This is a genomic window from Microbacterium sp. Root166 (genome assembly GCF_001427145.1).
Lineage (GTDB): Bacteria > Actinomycetota > Actinomycetes > Actinomycetales > Microbacteriaceae > Microbacterium.
In genome coordinates, this window is sequence record NZ_LMGL01000002.1 from 688,894 (window position 1) to 706,779 (window position 17,886).

The 17,886-nt window shown below is 70.1% G+C and carries 19 protein-coding genes; 3 read left to right on the top strand and 16 right to left on the bottom strand.

Annotation, left to right across the window (positions count from 1 at the left end; genetic code table 11):
- Positions 1-2: 2 nt before the first annotated feature.
- Positions 3-1,577, bottom strand: a complete 1,575-nt coding sequence (locus ASD56_RS11075; RefSeq protein WP_055965557.1) for an MFS transporter — start codon at positions 1,575-1,577, stop codon at positions 3-5.
- A 76-nt stretch (positions 1,578-1,653) separates the two neighbouring features.
- Here ASD56_RS11075 and ASD56_RS11080 point away from each other — a divergent pair, with 76 nt between their 5' ends.
- Complete coding sequence (locus ASD56_RS11080; protein WP_055965559.1) at positions 1,654-2,199, top strand: TetR/AcrR family transcriptional regulator; 546 nt, start codon at positions 1,654-1,656, stop codon at positions 2,197-2,199.
- 3 nt (positions 2,200-2,202) lie between these two features.
- Here ASD56_RS11080 and ASD56_RS11085 read toward each other — a convergent pair whose 3' ends face one another.
- From ASD56_RS11085 to ASD56_RS11135, 11 genes are all read right to left on the bottom strand, one after another.
- Entirely contained in the window at positions 2,203-2,664 is a 462-nt protein-coding gene (locus ASD56_RS11085; RefSeq protein ID WP_055965560.1) for a DUF2867 domain-containing protein, read from the bottom strand.
- Positions 2,665-2,674: 10 nt separating this feature from the next.
- Positions 2,675-4,279: a phosphoglycerate dehydrogenase gene (gene serA / locus ASD56_RS11090; protein ID WP_055965562.1), complete on the bottom strand. Its 1,605-nt coding sequence runs from the start codon at positions 4,277-4,279 to the stop codon at positions 2,675-2,677.
- Positions 4,280-4,416: 137 nt separating this feature from the next.
- On the bottom strand, positions 4,417-4,782 hold the full coding sequence (locus ASD56_RS11095; protein WP_055965564.1) for a hypothetical protein: 366 nt from the start codon (positions 4,780-4,782) through the stop codon (positions 4,417-4,419).
- Positions 4,779-5,324 carry a hypothetical protein gene (locus ASD56_RS11100; protein WP_055965566.1) on the bottom strand — a complete coding sequence of 182 codons (546 nt, stop codon included), beginning with the start codon at positions 5,322-5,324 and terminating at the stop codon, positions 4,779-4,781. The genes ASD56_RS11095 and ASD56_RS11100 overlap by 4 nt, the downstream gene beginning before the upstream one ends.
- Before the next feature lie 152 nt (positions 5,325-5,476).
- Positions 5,477-5,875, bottom strand: a complete 399-nt coding sequence (locus tag ASD56_RS11105; protein WP_055965568.1) for a hypothetical protein — start codon at positions 5,873-5,875, stop codon at positions 5,477-5,479.
- Between the two features lie 195 nt (positions 5,876-6,070).
- On the bottom strand, positions 6,071-7,096 hold the full coding sequence (ilvC, locus tag ASD56_RS11110; protein ID WP_055965571.1) for a ketol-acid reductoisomerase: 1,026 nt from the start codon (positions 7,094-7,096) through the stop codon (positions 6,071-6,073).
- Between the two features lie 75 nt (positions 7,097-7,171).
- The gene (gene ilvN / locus ASD56_RS11115; RefSeq protein WP_055965573.1) at positions 7,172-7,681 is read right to left on the bottom strand and encodes an acetolactate synthase small subunit; all 510 of its coding nucleotides are present in this window, start codon (positions 7,679-7,681) and stop codon (positions 7,172-7,174) included.
- Between the two features lie 3 nt (positions 7,682-7,684).
- Positions 7,685-9,487, bottom strand: coding sequence for an acetolactate synthase large subunit (locus ASD56_RS11120; protein ID WP_055965574.1), 1,803 nt, complete (start codon positions 9,485-9,487; stop codon positions 7,685-7,687).
- A 44-nt stretch (positions 9,488-9,531) separates the two neighbouring features.
- The gene (gene ilvD, locus ASD56_RS11125) at positions 9,532-11,253 is read right to left on the bottom strand and encodes a dihydroxy-acid dehydratase (RefSeq protein WP_055965576.1); all 1,722 of its coding nucleotides are present in this window, start codon (positions 11,251-11,253) and stop codon (positions 9,532-9,534) included.
- Positions 11,254-11,262: 9 nt separating this feature from the next.
- The gene (gene otsB, locus ASD56_RS11130) at positions 11,263-12,054 is read right to left on the bottom strand and encodes a trehalose-phosphatase (protein ID WP_055965578.1); all 792 of its coding nucleotides are present in this window, start codon (positions 12,052-12,054) and stop codon (positions 11,263-11,265) included.
- A complete protein-coding gene (locus ASD56_RS11135) occupies positions 12,051-13,484 on the bottom strand; it encodes an alpha,alpha-trehalose-phosphate synthase (UDP-forming) (protein ID WP_055965580.1) in 1,434 nt (477 codons plus the stop codon). Before ASD56_RS11135 ends, otsB begins: the two co-directional genes overlap by 4 nt.
- A 136-nt stretch (positions 13,485-13,620) precedes the next feature.
- On the opposite strand from ASD56_RS11135, the gene ASD56_RS11140 reads away from it, so the two are divergent.
- Positions 13,621-13,887: a hypothetical protein gene (locus ASD56_RS11140; protein ID WP_055965582.1), complete on the top strand. Its 267-nt coding sequence runs from the start codon at positions 13,621-13,623 to the stop codon at positions 13,885-13,887.
- 5 nt (positions 13,888-13,892) lie between these two features.
- Here ASD56_RS11140 and ASD56_RS11145 read toward each other — a convergent pair whose 3' ends face one another.
- The 4 genes from ASD56_RS11145 to ASD56_RS11160 are packed head-to-tail and all read right to left on the bottom strand — an operon-like array spanning position 13,893 to position 16,981.
- The gene (locus ASD56_RS11145) at positions 13,893-14,333 is read right to left on the bottom strand and encodes a GNAT family N-acetyltransferase (RefSeq protein WP_055965584.1); all 441 of its coding nucleotides are present in this window, start codon (positions 14,331-14,333) and stop codon (positions 13,893-13,895) included.
- Between the two features lie 38 nt (positions 14,334-14,371).
- The gene (locus ASD56_RS11150; protein ID WP_055965586.1) at positions 14,372-15,556 is read right to left on the bottom strand and encodes an acetyl-CoA C-acetyltransferase; all 1,185 of its coding nucleotides are present in this window, start codon (positions 15,554-15,556) and stop codon (positions 14,372-14,374) included.
- Positions 15,553-16,206, bottom strand: a complete 654-nt coding sequence (locus ASD56_RS11155; RefSeq protein ID WP_200947506.1) for a CoA transferase subunit B — start codon at positions 16,204-16,206, stop codon at positions 15,553-15,555. The genes ASD56_RS11150 and ASD56_RS11155 overlap by 4 nt, the downstream gene beginning before the upstream one ends.
- 1 nt (position 16,207) lies before the next feature.
- On the bottom strand, positions 16,208-16,981 hold the full coding sequence (locus tag ASD56_RS11160; RefSeq protein ID WP_055965588.1) for a CoA transferase subunit A: 774 nt from the start codon (positions 16,979-16,981) through the stop codon (positions 16,208-16,210).
- Between the two features lie 103 nt (positions 16,982-17,084).
- Between ASD56_RS11160 and ASD56_RS11165 the strand changes: the two genes are divergently transcribed.
- Positions 17,085-17,879, top strand: a complete 795-nt coding sequence (locus ASD56_RS11165) for an IclR family transcriptional regulator (RefSeq protein WP_055965589.1) — start codon at positions 17,085-17,087, stop codon at positions 17,877-17,879.
- The last annotated feature ends 7 nt before the right edge of the window (positions 17,880-17,886 follow it).

Below are 17,886 nucleotides of genomic sequence, written 5' to 3' on the forward strand. Positions count from 1 at the left end.
ACTCAGGGGGTGGCGCCGCCACCTGACCGGTGCTCCGGAACGGGTGCGGCGCGGGACCCTCCCAGGGTAGTGGCCGCGACGACGGCGGCGAGAACCACGAGGCCCGCGCCGATACACGCCGTCACACCCACCCCGGCGTCGAAGGCATGGGTCGCGGCATCCCTCACCTGATCGCCCAGAGCCGGGTCGAGGTCACCGGCGAGGGCGATCGCGCCGGCGAGCGTCTCGCGCGCGGCGTCCGCGGCACCCTCGGGCAGCCCGGCGGGCAGGACCAGCCCCGCGCGGTAGAGCGAGGTGAGCAGCCCGCCGAGGACCGCCGTGCCGAGGACCGCGCCCAGCTCGTAGGCCGTCTCGGACACCGCACTCGCGGCACCCGCCTTCGCCGGGGGCACGCTGGAGAGGATGAGCTCGTTGGACACCGTCTCGGCCATGCCGATGCCGATCCCCAGCAGCGCGAAAGCCAGGACGAGCATCCCCAGGCCCGCGCCGTGGGCGGTCGCCGCGATCAGGAGGTAGCCCACCAGGGACAGCCCGAGCCCGGCGGGGACGATCACTCGCGGTGAGAAGCGACGCGCCAGCGGCACGACGAGCAGCCCGGCGGCGATCATGGCCAGCAGGCCCGGAAGCAGGGCGAGCCCCGCCTGCATCGGCGGGAGCCCGACGACGAGCTGCAGGTGCTGCGCCACGAAGAACAGGAACCCGACGAGCGCGATGACGCTCAGGAGGTTCACCACGATCGCGCCGCTGAACGTCCCCCGGCGGAACAGTGCCATATCCAGCATCGGAGTGTCCGACCGCAGCTGCCGGCGCACGAAGAGGACGGCGAAGCCCAGGCCGATGCCGAGCAGCAGCATGGCCGGGCCGGTGATCCCGTGGACCGCGAACTCCTTGATGCCCGCGACGATCGGCACGAGAGCGCCGAGCGACAGCGCGATGCTGACGACGTCGATGCGTCCGGGGCGCGGATCACGGCTCTCGGGCACCAGGAGCGGCGCGAGCACCAGCAGCGGTACCAGCACCGGCACCGCGAGCAGGAACACCGAGCCCCACGCGAAGTGCTCGAGGAGCACGCCGCCGACGAGGGGCCCGAGCGCCGCGCCCGCAGAGAACCCGGCCGCCCAGACGGCGATGGCGAGGCGCCGCTGGTCGCGGTCCGTGAAGATGGTGCGCAGCAGCGCGAGCGTCGACGGCATCAGCATCGCGCCGAACAGGCCCATGGCCGCGCGGGCGGCGATGAGCGCCTCGGCCGTGGGCGCGAAGGCCGCCAGCGCCGAGACGATGCCGAAACCGGTCGCGCCGATGAGCAGCATCCGCCGCCGTCCGAACCTGTCGCCGAGCACGCCCATCGTCACCAGCAGGCTGGCGAGCACGAGCGGATACGCGTCGATGATCCACAGCTGCTGCGCGCTCGTGGGCTCGAGCTCCAGCGCGATGGACGGCAGCGCGAAGCTCAGCACGGTGTTGTCGACCGAGACCAGCAGCACCGGCAGCATGAGCACCGCGAGGGCGAGCCAGCCGCGCCAGCCGACACGCGCGCCCTGTTCGGCGATGGCGGGTCGGAGCGTTGCGGTGGTCATGTCGGTCGATCCTTTCTATACCGTCCAGTCGGTATAGTATCAGGATGCCGCGACCGACGTCGATAGCATCGAGCCCATGAGCCGTCCTCCCCTCGCCCGTGACAAGGTGCTCGACGCGTTCGAGGCGATCCTGATCGGCGAGGGCGAGCGAGCGGCCACGATGGACGCCACCGCGCGCGCCGCCGGGGTCTCCAAGGGCGGACTGCTCTACCACTTCGCGTCGAAGGACGCGCTCGAGCTCGCCGTCGTCGAGCGGCTGCACTCCCTGGTGGCGGACGACGTCGCCGCGATGGCAGCATCGCCCGACGGCCCGATCGCGTACTTCATCCGCACGTCGGTGATGGAGGACGGCGCCCTCGATCGCGCGATCCTCGCGACCTCCCGGCTCGCGCAGGGTGGCAACGCCGCCGCCCGGGACGCGCTGCGCGGCATCCGCGAGCAATGGGCCGACGCGCTGCGCGACCACACGAAGGACGCCGCGGCGCTCGACCTCGTGATGCTCGTGAGCGACGGGCTCTACTTCAACAACGCCCTGGCCGGCGGTTCGATCCCGGGCCCGGTGCCCAGCGGCACCGACATGGACGCCCTCATCGCCCTCGTCGAGCGGGCGGCCAAGGCCTGAGCTTCAGCGTCGCGAGGCGAGGATCCGCCGCGCGCGGTGCAGCATCGCGTTCACCACGAGCGGGTGCGCCAGCGACACCGGCGTGAAATAGACGCGCCCGCGCCAGTCGTTGAACGTGACGACCGTGGTGACGCGCACGACGGCGGCCGCGGCATCCACCCCCACCGCGCAGCGGAAGGTGAGATGCGCATCGACGTACTCGATGAGCGCCTCGTCACCTTCGACGCGGCGCACGTCGAAGACGCCCGCCGGCGCGGACTCGAGCCCGATCAGCGGCGCCAGCGCCATGCGCACGCCCATCGCCGCCTTGACCCAGAGCGGTGCGCTCGCCGGCGAGAAGAGCGTCTCGGCCCACACCCGCGGGTCGTCGGTGGTTCCCGGCGGCTTGGACGCGAGGATCACGTCGCCGTAGTCGAACCGCCCGGCGTCCGCGAACGCGAGGCTGCGGAAGGTCGGCGCGGTCATGGCTGAGTCGTCAGGACTCGGTGATCTCGATCTGGCGGAAGAGGTCGGCCTGGATGTGCGACTGCACCTCGTCGAGCAGCTCGTCGTCCACCGGCGAGTCGACCGTGAGCACCGACAGCGCCTGGCCGCCCGCCTCGCGGCGGGCGATCTGCATGCCCGCGATGTTGATCCCGGCGTCGCCGAACTTCTGGCCGTAGACCGCCACGATTCCGGGACGGTCGGTGTAGACCATCACGACGTGGTGCTTTTCGATGGGCAGCTCGATCGCGTAGTCGTTGATGCCGACGAGCTTCTCGATCTGCTTCGTGCCGGTGAGCGTGCCCGACACCGACAGCTGCGAGCCGTCGGAGAGCGCCCCGCGCAGCGTGATGATGTTGCGGTACTCCGGGCTGTCGTCGTCGACGAGCAGCCGCACCTCGACGCCGCGCTGCTCGGCGAGCAGCGGGGCGTTCACGTACGACACCGTCTCGCTGACGATGTTGGTGAACACGCCCTTGAGCGCGGCGAGCTTGAGCACGCTCACGTCGTAGGCGTTCAGCTCGCCGTGGACCTCGACGTCGAGGCTGGTCAGCGGCGAGTGCGCGAGAGCGGCGAAGATCTGGCCGAGCTTCTCGACGAGCGGGATGCCGGGACGCACATACGGGTCGATGATGCCGCCGGCGACGTTGACGGCGTCGGGCACGAGGTCGCCGCCGAGAGCGAGGCGGACAGAGTTCGCGACAGACACGCCGGCCTTCTCCTGCGCCTCTTCCGTCGAGGCGCCGAGGTGGGGCGTGACGACGACGTTGGGGAGGTCCAGCAGGGCGCGTGCAGTGCCGCCCTCGGCGGGGGGCTCGCTCGTGAAGACGTCGAGGCCGGCGCCGGCGATCTCACCGCTGGTGAGGGCCGCGTGCAGCTCCTCCTCGTCGATGAGGCCGCCGCGGGCGACGTTGACCACGAACGCGGTCGGCTTCATGATCTTGAACTGCTCGGCGCCGATCATGCCGGTCGTCTCGGGTGTCTTCGGCATGTGGATCGTGACGAAGTCGCTCTGCTGGAGCAGCTCGTCCAGGCTCAGCAGCTGCACGCCGAGCTGCTGCGCGCGGGCGCTGGTCACGTACGGGTCGTACGCGACGACGCGCATGTCGAAGGCCTGCAGGCGCGCCGCGATGAGGGCGCCGATGCGGCCGAGGCCGATGATGCCGACGGTCTTCTCGAAGAGCTCGGTGCCGGTGTAGGAGCTGCGCTTCCACTGACCCTGCGCGAGCGACGCGTGCGCGGCCGGGATGCGGCGGGCCAGGCTCAGGATGTGGCCGACCGTCAGCTCGGCGGCCGAGATGATGTTGGAGGTCGGCGCGTTGACGACCATGACGCCGGCCGTGGTGGCCGACTTGATGTCGACGTTGTCGAGTCCGACGCCGGCACGGGCCACGACCTTGAGCACGGGGGCCGCCGCGATGGCCTCGGCATCGATCTTCGTCGCCGAGCGGATGAGCACCGCGTGCGCGTCAGCGAGGGCCGCGAGCAGCGCGGGCCGGTCGGTGCCGTCGACGTTGCGGACGTCGAAGTCGGGCCCGAGGGCGTCGATCGTGGCGGGAGAGAGTTCTTCGGCGATCAGGACGACGGGCTTCGACACGAAAGCGGATCCTTTGGAGCGTGGGCGCGCACACAGACGCACGAACGGGTGGATGGTGCGCCGCACGCCATCGGGGCGCAATCAGGTGCAACTCTATCCGCTGCCGCGGGCGTGCCCGATTCGTGTGACGGCGAGCGTCAGCCCAGGAGCGAGGCGCCGTACACCGCCGCGTACGCGACGACATTGAGCCAGAACACTGCCACCAGGCACAGGCCTGCGAGCAGGACGAGCGCGAACTGCCAGGCGCGCCGGCGCCAGCCCAGGGCGAAGGCGACCCCGAAGGCGATCAGCGGGAAGACGACGGCCAGCAGCAGGATGAACCAGCCGTAGGCGTTGAGTCCCAGTGGCCCCGTCGCCTGGGCGATGAGGAAGGCGAGGGCGTTCCAGAGCGCGTAGGCGTAGAACAGCCCGAACAGCACCGAGATCGTCACGAGGAGCCAGGTCGGAGTGAGACGGGCTTCGGGGGTTCCGGATGCCGCTGGCACGGCCGTCGCGTCACTCATCGCCCGATCACCCCCACCATGATGAAGGGCCACGGCAGAAGGAGCACCACTCCCCCTGCGAGCCAGGCGAAACGGACCCACGGGCGCGATCCCGCCGTGAGCAGGCACACCGTCGTGAACCACACCAGGGGAGCGAGCACGGCGAGCCAGAGACTGACCTGGTAGGCGATCGGCGCGACGAGGAACTCGGCCACGGCCTGCAGTCGGAGCCCACCGATGAGCCAGCCGACGGCGTACAGCAGCGAGAACCCGCCGAGGACACCCAAGGCGATCAGCTCGGCGTTGCCCATCGGCTCGCGGACGCGACTCTCGCCGGTGTCGCCGGTGTCGGCGGCCTCGGGTCGGACGTCGACGTCGGCGTCGGCATCCCGATCGACGGTCTCACTCCCCCGGCCGACAGCGTTCCAGCCTTCGGGGAGCGCCGCGGCCTCTGCAGGCGCGCCTGCGGGCTCGGGCACCGCACCGGGCTCAGCGCCGACGTCGAGCGTCGGGTCGTCGTCCCCGTCCCATCTCAGGGCATCGTCATCGCGTCCGGTCGGCACCTGATCAGCGTAGCGGGGCGGTCCCGTCCGACGCCGCGCACCGTACTCGGTCCCCCGGCGCAAATGCAGAGGCTCCCGTGCATCTCCACGGGAGCCTCAGCATCCGATCCGCGGCGTCGCCTGCCCCTCGGTGACCACCTTTGATGCAACCTTCACTCAAGACCCTCCAGGCGATCGACGACGACCCGCACCTGCGTCACAGCACTGTCCGGCGACGGCTGCTCGAGCCGATCGGGGATGACCCGCACCTGTATCAGGGGGCGGTCCTGCAGCAGCTGCTGCTCCAGGCGATCGACGACGACCCGTACCTGCGCGGCGTCGCGCGTCGCGTCGGCTCGCTGTGCGCGCTGCGCCCACTGCTCGGCGAGGCCTTCATAGCGAGCCTGCGAGGCGGCGGACGTGCGCGCGACCTGCTGCACGCTCGCTGGCGAGTCCTCTGTGGCCCGATCGACGACACCGGTCTGGCATCCCGCCAGCCCGAGGGCGACGACCGCGAGAGCGGTTGCCGTGAGAGCGGCCCTACGGCCGTCTCCGCGCGTGATGGTGTTCATTTCGGGCTCCTTCATCATCGCCGGACGGGTTTCCGGCTCGTGCTCATAAAGAGCGGACGGAGCCCGACGGTGATACCGACGCCAGATGAGAGAACTGCTCGGCAACGGAAGCGGCCCGGCCGCGACCCTCCGGGTTGGGGAGGGCGCGACCGGGCCTGAGCCGTTCCTGTGGGTACGACTGGTTCGGTGCGGGGCTCAGCGCGCGGCGGAACCCTCGATGTAGTCGGCGTCCTGCTGCTTCCACGCGAACAGGCCGCGCAGCTCCTTGCCGACCTCCTCGATCGGGTGAGCAGCGCCCTTGGCGCGGAGCTCGAGGAACTCGGTCGCGCCGTTGTCCTGGTCGTTGATGAAGCGCTCTGCGAACGCGCCCGACTGCACATCGGCGAGAACCGCCTGCATGTTCTCCTTGACGCGCGGGTCGATGACGCGCGGGCCCGAGACGTAGTCGCCGTACTCGGCGGTGTCGGAGACCGACCAGCGCTGCTTGGCGATGCCGCCCTCCCACATCAGGTCGACGATGAGCTTGAGCTCGTGGAGGACCTCGAAGTACGCGATCTGCGGCTGGTAGCCGGCCTCGGTCAGCGTCTCGAAGCCGTACTGGACGAGCTGCGACACCCCGCCGCAGAGCACGGCCTGCTCGCCGAACAGATCGGTCTCGGTCTCTTCGGTGAAGGTCGTCTTGATGACGCCGGCACGGGTGCCGCCGATGGCCTTGGCGTACGACAGCGCGAGGTCCCACGCGGTGCCCGAGGCATCCTGCTCGACCGCGATGATGTCCGGGATGCCGCGGCCGGCGACGTACTCGCGACGCACCGTGTGGCCCGGGGCCTTCGGGGCGACGAGGATCACGTCGACGCCCTCGGGCGCCTCGATGTAGCCGAAGCGGATGTTGAAGCCGTGCGCGAAGGCGAGCGTCTTGCCGGGGGCCAGCTTGTCCTTGATGGACTCGCTGAAGATCGAGCGCTGGTGCTGGTCCGGCGCGAGGATCATGATCACGTCGGCCCACTCGGCCGCGTCGGCGACGGTCTTGACCTCGAAGCCCTCGTCCTGCGCCTTCTCGGTGGACTTCGAGCCCTCCTTGAGCGCGATGACGACCTGGACGCCGGAGTCGCGCAGGTTCTGCGCGTGGGCGTGGCCCTGCGAGCCGTAGCCGACGATCGCGACCTTCTTGCCCTGGATGAGCGACAGGTCGGCGTCGTCGTCGTAGAAGAGTTCAGCCATGGGGTGTTTCTCCTTGTGTATTGCTGGTCGTTGAGCGAGCGAGTCGGGGCGAAGCGCTCGGGATGATGGATCGGGTCAGCCGCGCAGGACGCGCTCGGTGATGCTCTTGCCGCCACGGCCGATGGCGAGGAGGCCCGACTGCGCGAGCTCCTTGATGCCGAACGGCTCGAGCGCGCGCAGGAAGGCCTCGACCTTGCCCTTGTCGCCGGTCACCTCGACCACGAGCGCGTCGGTGGCGTAGTCGACGATCGACGCGCGGAAGAGGTTGACGACCTCGAGCACGTTCGACCGCGTCTGGTTGTCGGCGCGGACCTTCACGAGGATGTGATCGCGCTGCACGGACGACGACTGGTCGAGCTCGACGATCTTGATGACGTTGACGAGCTTGTTCAGCTGCTTGGTCACCTGCTCCAGTGGGAGCGCGTCGACGTCGACCACGACGGTGATGCGGGACAGCCCGGGCACCTCGGTGACACCCACCGCGAGGGACTCGATGTTGAAGCCGCGGCGGGCGAACAGGCCGGCGACGCGGGTCAGCAGACCCGGCTTGTCCTCCACGAGGAGGCTCAGCACGTGAGTGGTCATGGCTCAGGCCTCCTGATCGAACGTCGGCGCGTGGTCACGCGCGTACTGGACGTAGCTGTTGCTGACGCCCTGGGGAACCATGGGCCACACCATCGCGTCGGCGCTCACGACGAAGTCGATGACGACGGGGCGGTCGTTCGTCTCGAGGGCGAGCGTGATCGCGGCATCCACGTCCTCCTCTTTCTCGACGCGGATCGCGAGGCAGCCGTAGGCCTCCGCGAGCTTCACGAAGTCGGGGATGCGGACGGTGTCGTGACCGGTGTTGAGGTCGGTGTTCGAGTACCGGCCGTCGTAGAACAGCGTCTGCCACTGGCGCACCATGCCCAGCGACGAGTTGTTGATGATCGCGACCTTGATCGGGATCTTGTTGATGGTGCAGGTGGCGAGCTCCTGATTGGTCATCTGGAAGCAGCCGTCGCCGTCGATCGCCCAGACGTGCCGGTCAGGCTCGGCGACCTTCGCGCCCATCGCCGCAGGGACCGAGTAGCCCATGGTGCCGGCGCCGCCGGAGTTGAGCCACGCGTTGGGGCGCTCGTACTTGATGAACTGCGCAGCCCACATCTGGTGCTGGCCCACGCCCGCGGCGAAGATGCCCTCGGGTCCGGTGAGCTCGCCGATGCGCTGGATCACGTACTGCGGCGACATGAGGCCGTCGGTGGGCTGCGTGTAGCCCAGCGGGAACTCGTCGCGCAGCCCGTCGAGGAACGACCACCATTCGCCGATGTCGGGAGCGGATGCCGCGGCAGCCGCGCGGAAGGCCGCCTCGAGGTCGACCAGCACGTCCTTCAGGTCACCCACGATGGGCACGTCGGCCGCGCGGATCTTCCCGATCTCGGCGGGGTCGATGTCGACGTGGACGACCTGGGCGTTCGGGGCGAACAGCGCCGCCTTGCCCGTGACGCGGTCGTCGAACCGCGCACCCAGCGAGACGAGGAGGTCGGCCTCCTGCAGCGCCAGGACGGCGGGCACCGTGCCGTGCATGCCGGGCATGCCCAGGTGCTGCTGGTGCGAGTCGGGGAACGCGCCCCGGGCCATCAGCGTCGTGACGACGGGAGCGCCGGTTGCCTCTGCGAGGGCGAGCAGCTCGGCCGACGCCTGCGAGCGGATCACGCCGCCGCCGACGTACAGCACCGGCTTCTTCGCCTCGGCGATCATCTGGGCCGCGGCCTGGATCTGCTTGCCGTGCGCCTTGGTCACCGGGCGGTAGCCGGGGAGGTCGACCTTGGGCGGCCAGATGAACGGCGCCTCGGCCTGCTGCGCGTCCTTCGTGATGTCCACGAGCACGGGGCCCGGACGCCCGGTGCCGGCGATCTCGAACGCCGCGGCGATGGCACCCGGGATCTCGGATGCGTCCTTCACCAGGAACGAGTGCTTCGTGATCGGCATCGTGATGCCCACGATGTCGGCCTCCTGGAAGGCATCCGTCCCCATCAGGTTGGAGAAGACCTGGCCGGTGATGCAGACGATCGGCACCGAGTCCATGTAGGCGTCGGCGATCGCGGTGACGAGGTTCGTGGCGCCGGGACCCGACGTCGCGATGGCGACGCCGATCTTGTTCGACGCCGATGCGTAGCCCTCGGCCGCGTGGCCGGCGCCCTGCTCGTGGCGCACCAGGATGTGGCGCAGCTCGGTCGAGTCCATGAGCGGGTCGTAGACGGGGAGGATGGCGCCGCCCGGCAGCCCGAAGACGTCGGTGACGCCGAGCAGCTCGAGCGAGCGGACGACCGCCTGTGCGCCCGTGAGCACGGGCGCGGTGGCGGTGCGGGCGGGTGGCCGGGGAACGGCCGCAGCGGTTTCGGCAGGCATGGTGATGATCCTCGATCAGTCGAAGCGGATGTCGGTCGCCGTACTCAGCCCGTCGTCGCGCCAACGGCTGCGGAACGCACGAGCTTGGAGTACTTGGCAAGGACGCCACGGGTATAGCGCGGGGGAAGCGGCTCCCAGCCAGAGCGGCGGGAGTCGAGCTCTGCATCGTCGACGAGTAGGTCGAGAGTGCGAGCCGCGATATCGACCCGTATCAGATCACCATCGCGCACGAAGGCGATGGGACCAGCGTCCACCGCTTCGGGTGCTATGTGGCCGATGCACAGGCCGGTTGTGCCGCCTGAGAATCTGCCGTCCGTCAAGAGTAGTACATCTTTTCCGAGGCCCGCGCCCTTGATGGCGGCGGTGATGGCGAGCATCTCGCGCATGCCGGGGCCGCCCTTGGGGCCCTCGTAGCGGATCACCACGACGTCGCCGGCGGCGATCTCGCCGGCCTCCAGCGCGTCCATCGCCGCGCGCTCGCGCTCGAAGACCCGTGCGGGTCCTTCGAACACGTCGGCGTCGAATCCGGCCGACTTCACCACGGCGCCCTCGGGGGCGATCGAGCCGTGCAGGATCGTGATCCCGCCGCTCTTGTGGATCGGGTCGTCGAACGTGTGGATGACGGTGCCGTCGATCGGGTCGGGGTTCAGCTCTTCGAGGTTCTCGGCGAGCGTCTTGCCCGTGACGGTGAGCGCGTCGCCGTGGAGGAGACCCTCGTCGAGCATCGCCTTCATGATGACCGGGATGCCGCCGTGACGGTCGACGTCGTTCATGACGTACTTGCCGAACGGCTTCATGTCGGCCACGTGCGGCACCCTGTCGCCGATGCGGTTGAAGTCGTGCAGGCTCAGCTCGACCTCCGCCTCGTTCGCGATGGCGAGCAGATGGAGGACGACGTTGGTCGAGCCGCCGAGCGCCATCGCCAGGGCGATCGCGTTCTCGAAGGCCTCCTTGGTCAGGATGTCGCGCGTGGTGATGCCCTGACGCAGCAGGTTGACAACGGCCTCGCCCGAGCGGTGCGCGAAGTAGTCGCGGCGACGGTCTGCCGAAGGCGGCGCGGCCGAGCCGGGCAGGCTCAGTCCGAGCGCCTCGGCGACCGAGGCCATCGTGTTGGCGGTGTACATGCCGCCGCACGCGCCCTCGCCGGGCGCGATCGCGCACTCGATGCGCTTGAGGTCGGCCTCGCTCATCTTGCCCGCGAGGCAGGCGCCCACGGCCTCGAACGAGTCGATGATCGTGACGTCCTTCTCGGTGCCGTCGCTGAGCTTGACCCAGCCCGGCGCTATGGATCCGGCGTAGAGGAACACGCTCGACAGGTCGAGCCGGGCCGAGGCCATGAGCATTCCGGGGATGGACTTGTCGCAGCCGGCGAGCAGCACCGAGCCGTCCAGGCGCTCGGCCATGATGACGGTCTCGACGGAGTCCGCGATGACCTCGCGCGAGACGAGCGAGAAGTGCATGCCCTCGTGACCCATCGAGATGCCGTCGGAGACGGAGATGGTGCCGAACTGCAGCGGGTAGCCGCCACCCGCGTGCACGCCCTCTTTGGCGCCCTGCGCGAGCCGGTCGAGGCTCAGGTTGCAGGGGGTGATCTCGTTCCAGCTCGACGCGATCCCGATCTGGGGCTTGTCCCAGTCCTCGTCCCCCATGCCCACGGCGCGGAGCATGCCGCGTGACGTGGTGGCTTCGATGCCGTCGGTGACGACGCGGCTGCGGGGCTTGATGTCGATGGAGGCAGAGGTGCCGGGCAGGGAGTCTGAAGGCATGCTCGCAGTCTATTGCCGAGTGGCGGAGCGCTTGCCCGCTATGACGGACAGCACGGCCGCCAGGGCGGGGATGTCCGGCACGCACAGCGTCGCCGCGGTCGGGCGGCTGCCGACGTGCACGCCCAGGTCGGTGGCGGCGAGGCTGCGCAGGGCGTCTTCGTCGGTGACGTCGTCCCCTGCGAACAGGACGGCGGCGGCATCCGTGTGGGCACGAAGCTCCGCGACCGCGGAGTCCTTGCCCTCGTGACGGAACGCGTACTCGATGATGTTGTGACCGGTACGCCGGCGCCAGGCGGGGGCCTCCGCGGCGACCATCGCGTCCACGAGCCGATTGGCCTCGAAGGCGTCGGCGGGGGTGGCCTTGCGGGTGTGCACGCCGAAGCCGAATCGCTTGGGCTCGATCCACACGCCCGCCAGCTCCTCGGTGGCCGCTTCAGCCCGCTCCCGCAGCACGTCTCGCAGACGCGCGTCATCGGGCTGGTCCTCGTGCGACTGCACCCCTTCGCCGGGGTACCAGAACTCGGCCCCGTGCGAGCCGGCCAGCAGGAGCGGAGAGTCGTCGTCGTGCTCGGCGATCAGCCGCAGGTCGGTGAGGCTGCGGCCCGAGACGAGGGCGACGATCGTGTCGGGGGCCGCGACGAGGGCGTCCAGCGCCTCTCGGGCGGCGGGAAGCATGCGCGCGTCCATGGGCTCGTCGGCGAGCGGCGAGAGCGTGCCGTCGAAGTCGAGCGCGACAAGAAGACGATCGGATGCCGCGACCGGCGCGATCGCGTCCAGGACGTCCTGCGAGACGGCGCTCATGCGTCGGCCCGGATCGCACGGTTGGCCGTGCCCGCCGATCCGAGGGCGGCGAGGAACGACTCCGACCAGCGCGCGACGTCGTTCTCGAGGACCTTGCGCCGCAGCGCCCGCATGCGCCGGCCCTGCTCGGCCGCGGGCATCTCGATGGCTCGCATGATCGCCTCTTTCATGCCGTCGATGTCGTGGGGGTTGATGCGCACGGCGCTCGAGAGCTCGTCGGCGGCGCCGGCGAACTCGCTCAGCACCAGGACGCCGCGATTGTCGGCGCGGGCCGCGACGTACTCCTTGGCGACCAGGTTCATCCCGTCGCGGAGCGCCGTGACGAGCATGACGTCGGCCGCGAGGAAGAGCGCGACCATCTCCTCGCGCGGGAACGCCTGGTGCAGATACCGCACCGCGGTGTGGCCCATCGTGTCGAAGTCGCCGTTGACGCGCCCGACGGAGAGCTCGATCTCATCGCGCAGCTGCACGTACGCCTCGACCCGCTCGCGGCTCGGGCTGGCGACCTGCACCAGGGTGACGTCCTCGACGCTGATCGCACCGTCCTCGAGCAGCTCGCTGTAGGCCTTGAGCCGGTGGCGGATCCCCTTGGTGTAGTCGAGCCTGTCGACGCCGAGCAGGATCTTGCGCGGATTGCCGAGGTCCGAGCGGATCTCCGCGGCACGAGCGCGGATCTCGGGGCGCCGGGCGAGCTCGACGTAGGAGGCGGAGTCGATCGAGATCGGGAACGCCCGGGCCAGCACGTTGCGGGTGGTGCCGTCGCCGTTGGGGACGGTGATTCCGGTCGCCTTGGTGCCGTAGCGCAGCTGGCGACGCACGGCGCGGGCGAAGTTGCCCGCGTCCGCCACGCGCTGGAAGCCGATGACGTCGGCACCGAGAAGGCCTTCGAGCATCTGCCTGCGCCAGGGCAGCTGCGAGTACAGGCCGTATGCCGGGAAGGGAATGTGGTGGAAGTAGCCGATGATCAGATCCGGGCGCGCCTCGCGCAGCATCTTCGGCACGAGCTGCAGCTGATAGTCCTGCACCCACACCGTCGCGCCCGGTGCCGCGGCGGCGGCGGCGGCCTCGGCGAAGCGCCGGTTGACCTTCACGTAGGAGTCCCACCACACGCGCCGGTACCGGGGCTCGGCGATGACGTCGTGGTACAGCGGCCAGATCGTGTCGTTCGACATGCCCTCGTAGTACAGCTCGACGTCTTCGGCCGAGAGCGTGACGGGAACGAGGTAGGTGCCCTCGAACTCGAAGGGCTCGACCTCGATGTCGCTCTGGCCGGGCCAGCCCACCCAGGCACCGTCGGCACGGCGCATCACAGGCTCCAGGGCCGTCACGAGACCGCCGGGCGAGCGCCGCCACGTCGGCTCCCCATCGGCGTCGATCACGCGGTCGACGGGAAGGCGGTTGGCGACGACGACGAGTTCTGCCTGGGTCACGCGGGCTCCTGACGGTGTCTGGGACGAGGCTTTCCCCAGGCTAACAGCGCGCCCGTCGCGCGCTCGGCCGCTTGACGCGCACGGCAGGACCTGTCAAGGGGCACCTTCCGCGGATGCCGCGCGATAGCGTGGGCGCATGCGCAAGTACCTCTTCGGCACCGGGCTCCTCACCGCGATCACCGGCGGACTGACGCTGCTGCGCGGGATGCGCGAGGACGCGCCGTTCACGTGGCGCGCCGCGCTCGGCTGGATCAGCTGGGGCATCTCGCTGGCACTCGCCATCGGCGCGATCGTCGACATCCGGCGCGCCTCGCAGGGCGAGGTCATCGCACCCGACTCGCCGATCCATGGCCAGGAGAAGAAGCTCGTGAAGAGCCGCCTGCAGCGCGACCGCCGCGGCTGAGGCCCTCAGAGCCCGATCTCGTAGTGCACGAACCCGGTGGAGCGGGCGACCTTGTCGTAGAGCCCTCGTGCCGTGGCGTTGTCGTGTGCGGTGAGCCAGTAGACCTTGCTGGCGCCGAAGGTGTGCGCCCACGAGCGCACATGCTCGATCAGCGCGGCGCCGGTCCCGCTCCCCCGGGCGCCGGGATCGACGAACAGGTCCTCCAGGTAGCAGTACGTGCCCAGCGTCCACGTCGCGGGATGCGTCAGCCAGTGCACGATACCGATGGCCCGGCCCTCGTCGTCGCGCGCGATGGCGCCGTGGACGTGCTCGTCCTCGAGGATGCGCGCGAACGTCGACTCGGTCACCTCGGCCGGCACCTCGGACTCGTAGAAGGTGATGTACGCCTGCCAGAGCGCCTCCCACGCGGAGCGGTCGTCGGCGGTGATGCGGGAGATCGTGGTCACGGGCCGATGCTATCCCGGCGGCTCGCGTCCGGTGCGCGTCAGCGGGTCAGGATGAGCGCGTCGCCCTGGCCGCCGCCGCCGCACAGCGCGACTGCGGCGATGCCACCGCCCCGGCGCACCAGCTCGTGCACGGCGTGGACCACCAGCCGGTTGCCGGACGCGCCGATGGGGTGACCGATCGCGATACCGCCGCCATGGATGTTCACGACGTCATCGCTCAGACCGAGCTCGACCTGAGACCGGGCGACGACCGCCCCGAACGCCTCGTTGATCTCGACGAGGTCGAGATCTGCGACGGCGATGCCCTGCTTGGCGACGGCCGTCTCGATCGCACGGGCGGGCTGGGAGTGCAGCGAATTGTCGGGACCGGCGACCTGGCCCGAGGCGCCGACGGCGGCGAGCACCGGCCAGCCGTTCTCGTCGGCGTGCGACCGGCTGGTCAGGACCACCGCGGACGCGCCGTCGGAGATCTGCGACGAGTTGCCGGCGGTGATGGAACCGCCCTCGGCGAAGGCCGGGCGCAGTCCCGCCAGCGTCTCGACCGTCGTGTCGGGACGGATGCCCTCGTCCTTGGTCACCACGACGGGGTCGCCCTTGCGCTGCGGGATCTCGACCGGGACGATCTCGGCATCGAACACGCCGTCGGCCTGGGCGGCGGCGGCGCGCTGGTGCGACCGCGCCGCGACAGCGTCCTGCGCCTCGCGCGTGACGTCCAGGCGCCCGTTGTGGCGCTCGGTCGAGGCGCCCATGCTCTCGCGGTCGTAGGCGTCGGTGAGGCCGTCGAAGGCCATGTGGTCGATCACCTCGATCGAGCCGTAGGCCCATCCGTCGCGCGAGCCCATGAGCAGGTGCGGCGAGCGGGTCATCGACTCCATCCCCGCGGCGACCACCACCGTCGCGTCTCCGACCGCGATCATGCGAGCGCCGTCGATGATCGCCGTGAGCCCCGACAGGCACACCTTGTTGACCGATCCCGAGTGCACGTCCCACGGGATGCCCGCGCCCACCGCCGCCTGCCGCGCCGGGTTCTGGCCGGACCCGGCGGGAAGCACCTGCCCGACGAGCACGGCGTCGACCGCATCCGCGGGGACACCGCCCTGGGCGAGGGCGCCGCGGATCGCGGCGCTGCCGAGCTGCACCGCGGTGAGCGGGGCGAGCTGGCCCTTCAAGCGTCCCTGCGGCGTGCGCGCAGCAGCGACGATGACGACGTCGTCGTGGTTCATGCTTCCACCTTGAGTTCGGGCGAGACGGTGAGCTCCGGCTCGGTTGCGGCGATGACCTCGTCGACGGTGACCCCGGGGGCCAGCTCGACGAGGACGAGTCCATCATCGGTCACATCGATGACGGCGAGGTCGGTGATGATGCGGTCGACGACGCCGCGTCCGGTCAACGGCAGCGAGCAGTCATCGACGATCTTGGGCGAGCCGTCGCGGGCGACGTGCTCCATGAGCACGATGACCTTGGCTGCGCCGTGGACGAGATCCATCGCACCGCCGGGCCCCTTGACCATCTTCCCGGGGATCATCCAGTTCGCGAGGTCTCCCCCGCGCGAGACCTGCATCGCGCCGAGGATGGCGGCGTCGATCTTTCCGCCGCGGATCATGCCGAAGCTGGTCGCGGAGTCGAAGAAGGCGGCGCCGGGCAGCGTCGTGACGGTCTCCTTGCCGGCGTTGATCAGGTCCGGGTCGACGTGCTCCTCGGTCGGATAGGGACCGACGCCGAGGATGCCGTTCTCGGACTGCAGCACCACCGTGACGCCTTGGGGCACGTAGTTCGGCACGAGCGTCGGCAGTCCGATGCCGAGGTTGACGTACGCGCCGTCGGTCAGCTCGCGCGCCGCGCGCGCGGCCATCTCGTTGCGGGTGAGAGCCATGTCAGTTCACGCCTTCCGTGATCGTGCGACGCTCGATGCGCTTCTCGATGGCGGATCCGACCTCGATGACCCGGTGCACGTAGATGCCCGGCAGATGCACGCAGTCGGGATCCAGCTCGCCCGGTTCGACGAGCTCCTCCACCTGGGCGATGCAGACGCGGCCCGCCATGGCCGCGAGCGGATTGAAGTTGCGGGCCGACTTGTTGAAGATCAGGTTGCCGTGACGATCGCCCTTGAGCGCATGCACGAGGGCGTAGTCGGTGACGATCGCCTCCTCCAGCACGTACTCGCGGGACTGCCCGGAGATGTCGAAGGTGCGGACGTCCTTCACCGGTGAGGCCACGGCGATTCCGCCCGCGCCGTCGTACCTGCGAGGGAGCCCGCCCTCGGCGACCTGCGTGCCGACGCCGGTCTGGGTGAAGAAGGCGGCGATGCCGGACCCGCCGGCCCGCAGCTTCTCGGCGAGCGTGCCCTGCGGCGTGAGTTCGAGCTCGAGTTCGCCGCTGAGGAACTGCCGCTCGAACTCCTTGTTCTCGCCGACGTACGACGAGGTCATCTTGCGGATGCGCTTCGCATTGAGCAGGATGCCGAGTCCCCAGTCGTCGACGCCGCAGTTGTTGCTCACGATGCTGAGGTCAGTCGTCCCCTGGGCGAGCAGCGCCTCGATCAGCGCGATCGGATTGCCCGACAGCCCGAAGCCGCCGACGGCGAGCGAGGCGCCGTCCGGGATGTCGGCTACCGCCTCGGCGGCCGAGTTCCACGTCTTGTCGATCACGCGCTCCTCCTCGAGCTCTCAGGACTCCAGCCTGCGGTCCGCACGCCCGGTTCGGCGAGCCGTCGCTTGCGATGTGGACTGCGAGGCGCATAGTGTCCACATCGTGGACAACCCGACCAGCAAGCGACGTACCGTTCCCGGTACGCAGTCCGTGGCGCGCGCCGCTCAGCTGCTTCGCATGGTGACGTCGGCCGGCATGGAGGGCATGCCCGTGGCCGAGCTCGCGCGCCGGGCCGAGCTGACCCGCCCGACCGCTCACCGCCTGCTCGCCGCGCTGCGCCAGGAGGGCCTTGTCGATCAGGACGACGGCACGGGACGGTGGATGCCGGGACCCGAGCTGTACCTGATGGGGGCGGTAGCGGCATCCCGCTACGACATCACGGGGATCGCGAGGGACATCGTCCGCTCGCTGGCAGTGCGGACGGAGGAGAGCGCGTTCCTCTCTGTGCGAAGGGGCGACGAGACGGTGTGCCTGATGCGCGAGGAGGGCAGCTTCCCCATCCGGTCGTTCGTGCTGTCCGAGGGGGTCCGGTTCCCCCTCGGAGTCGCGTCTGCCGGCCTGGCCATCCTGGCGTTCCTGCCGCCTCACGATGTGGACGCCTACCTGGAGCGTCACCCCGAGCTCGCCGAGGACTGGGGCACCTCGCACGGCGAGACGCGGTTGCGCGCGCGGCTGCGCGACACTCATGAGCGCGGCTACGCGGTCAACCCAGGACTGATCGTGGAAGGCAGCTGGGGCCTCGGGGCCGCCGTGTTCACCCGGGAAGGCCACCCGCAATGGGCACTCAGCCTCACCGGCGTGCAGTTCCGCTTCGGGCCCGACCGCCTGCCCGAGCTCGGGCGCACCCTGCTCGCTCACGCCCACCAGCTCACCACGCGCATCGCCGCGACGCGCTGACCGCGCC

Bases quoted from the DNA above. Each gene is read 5' to 3' on its own strand.
- ASD56_RS11075 (WP_055965557.1), bottom strand. From the start codon at position 1,577: ATGACCACCGCAACGCTCCGACCCGCCATCGCCGAACAGGGCGCGCGT.
- ASD56_RS11080 (WP_055965559.1), top strand. From the start codon at position 1,654: ATGAGCCGTCCTCCCCTCGCCCGTGACAAGGTGCTCGACGCGTTCGAG.
- ASD56_RS11085 (WP_055965560.1), bottom strand. From the start codon at position 2,664: ATGACCGCGCCGACCTTCCGCAGCCTCGCGTTCGCGGACGCCGGGCGG.
- ASD56_RS11095 (WP_055965564.1), bottom strand. From the start codon at position 4,782: ATGAGTGACGCGACGGCCGTGCCAGCGGCATCCGGAACCCCCGAAGCC.
- ASD56_RS11105 (WP_055965568.1), bottom strand. From the start codon at position 5,875: ATGAACACCATCACGCGCGGAGACGGCCGTAGGGCCGCTCTCACGGCA.
- ilvC (WP_055965571.1), bottom strand. From the start codon at position 7,096: ATGGCTGAACTCTTCTACGACGACGACGCCGACCTGTCGCTCATCCAG.
- ilvN (WP_055965573.1), bottom strand. From the start codon at position 7,681: ATGACCACTCACGTGCTGAGCCTCCTCGTGGAGGACAAGCCGGGTCTG.
- ASD56_RS11120 (WP_055965574.1), bottom strand. From the start codon at position 9,487: ATGCCTGCCGAAACCGCTGCGGCCGTTCCCCGGCCACCCGCCCGCACC.
- ilvD (WP_055965576.1), bottom strand. From the start codon at position 11,253: ATGCCTTCAGACTCCCTGCCCGGCACCTCTGCCTCCATCGACATCAAG.
- otsB (WP_055965578.1), bottom strand. From the start codon at position 12,054: ATGAGCGCCGTCTCGCAGGACGTCCTGGACGCGATCGCGCCGGTCGCG.
- ASD56_RS11140 (WP_055965582.1), top strand. From the start codon at position 13,621: ATGCGCAAGTACCTCTTCGGCACCGGGCTCCTCACCGCGATCACCGGC.
- ASD56_RS11150 (WP_055965586.1), bottom strand. From the start codon at position 15,556: ATGAACCACGACGACGTCGTCATCGTCGCTGCTGCGCGCACGCCGCAG.
- ASD56_RS11155 (WP_200947506.1), bottom strand. From the start codon at position 16,206: ATGGCTCTCACCCGCAACGAGATGGCCGCGCGCGCGGCGCGCGAGCTG.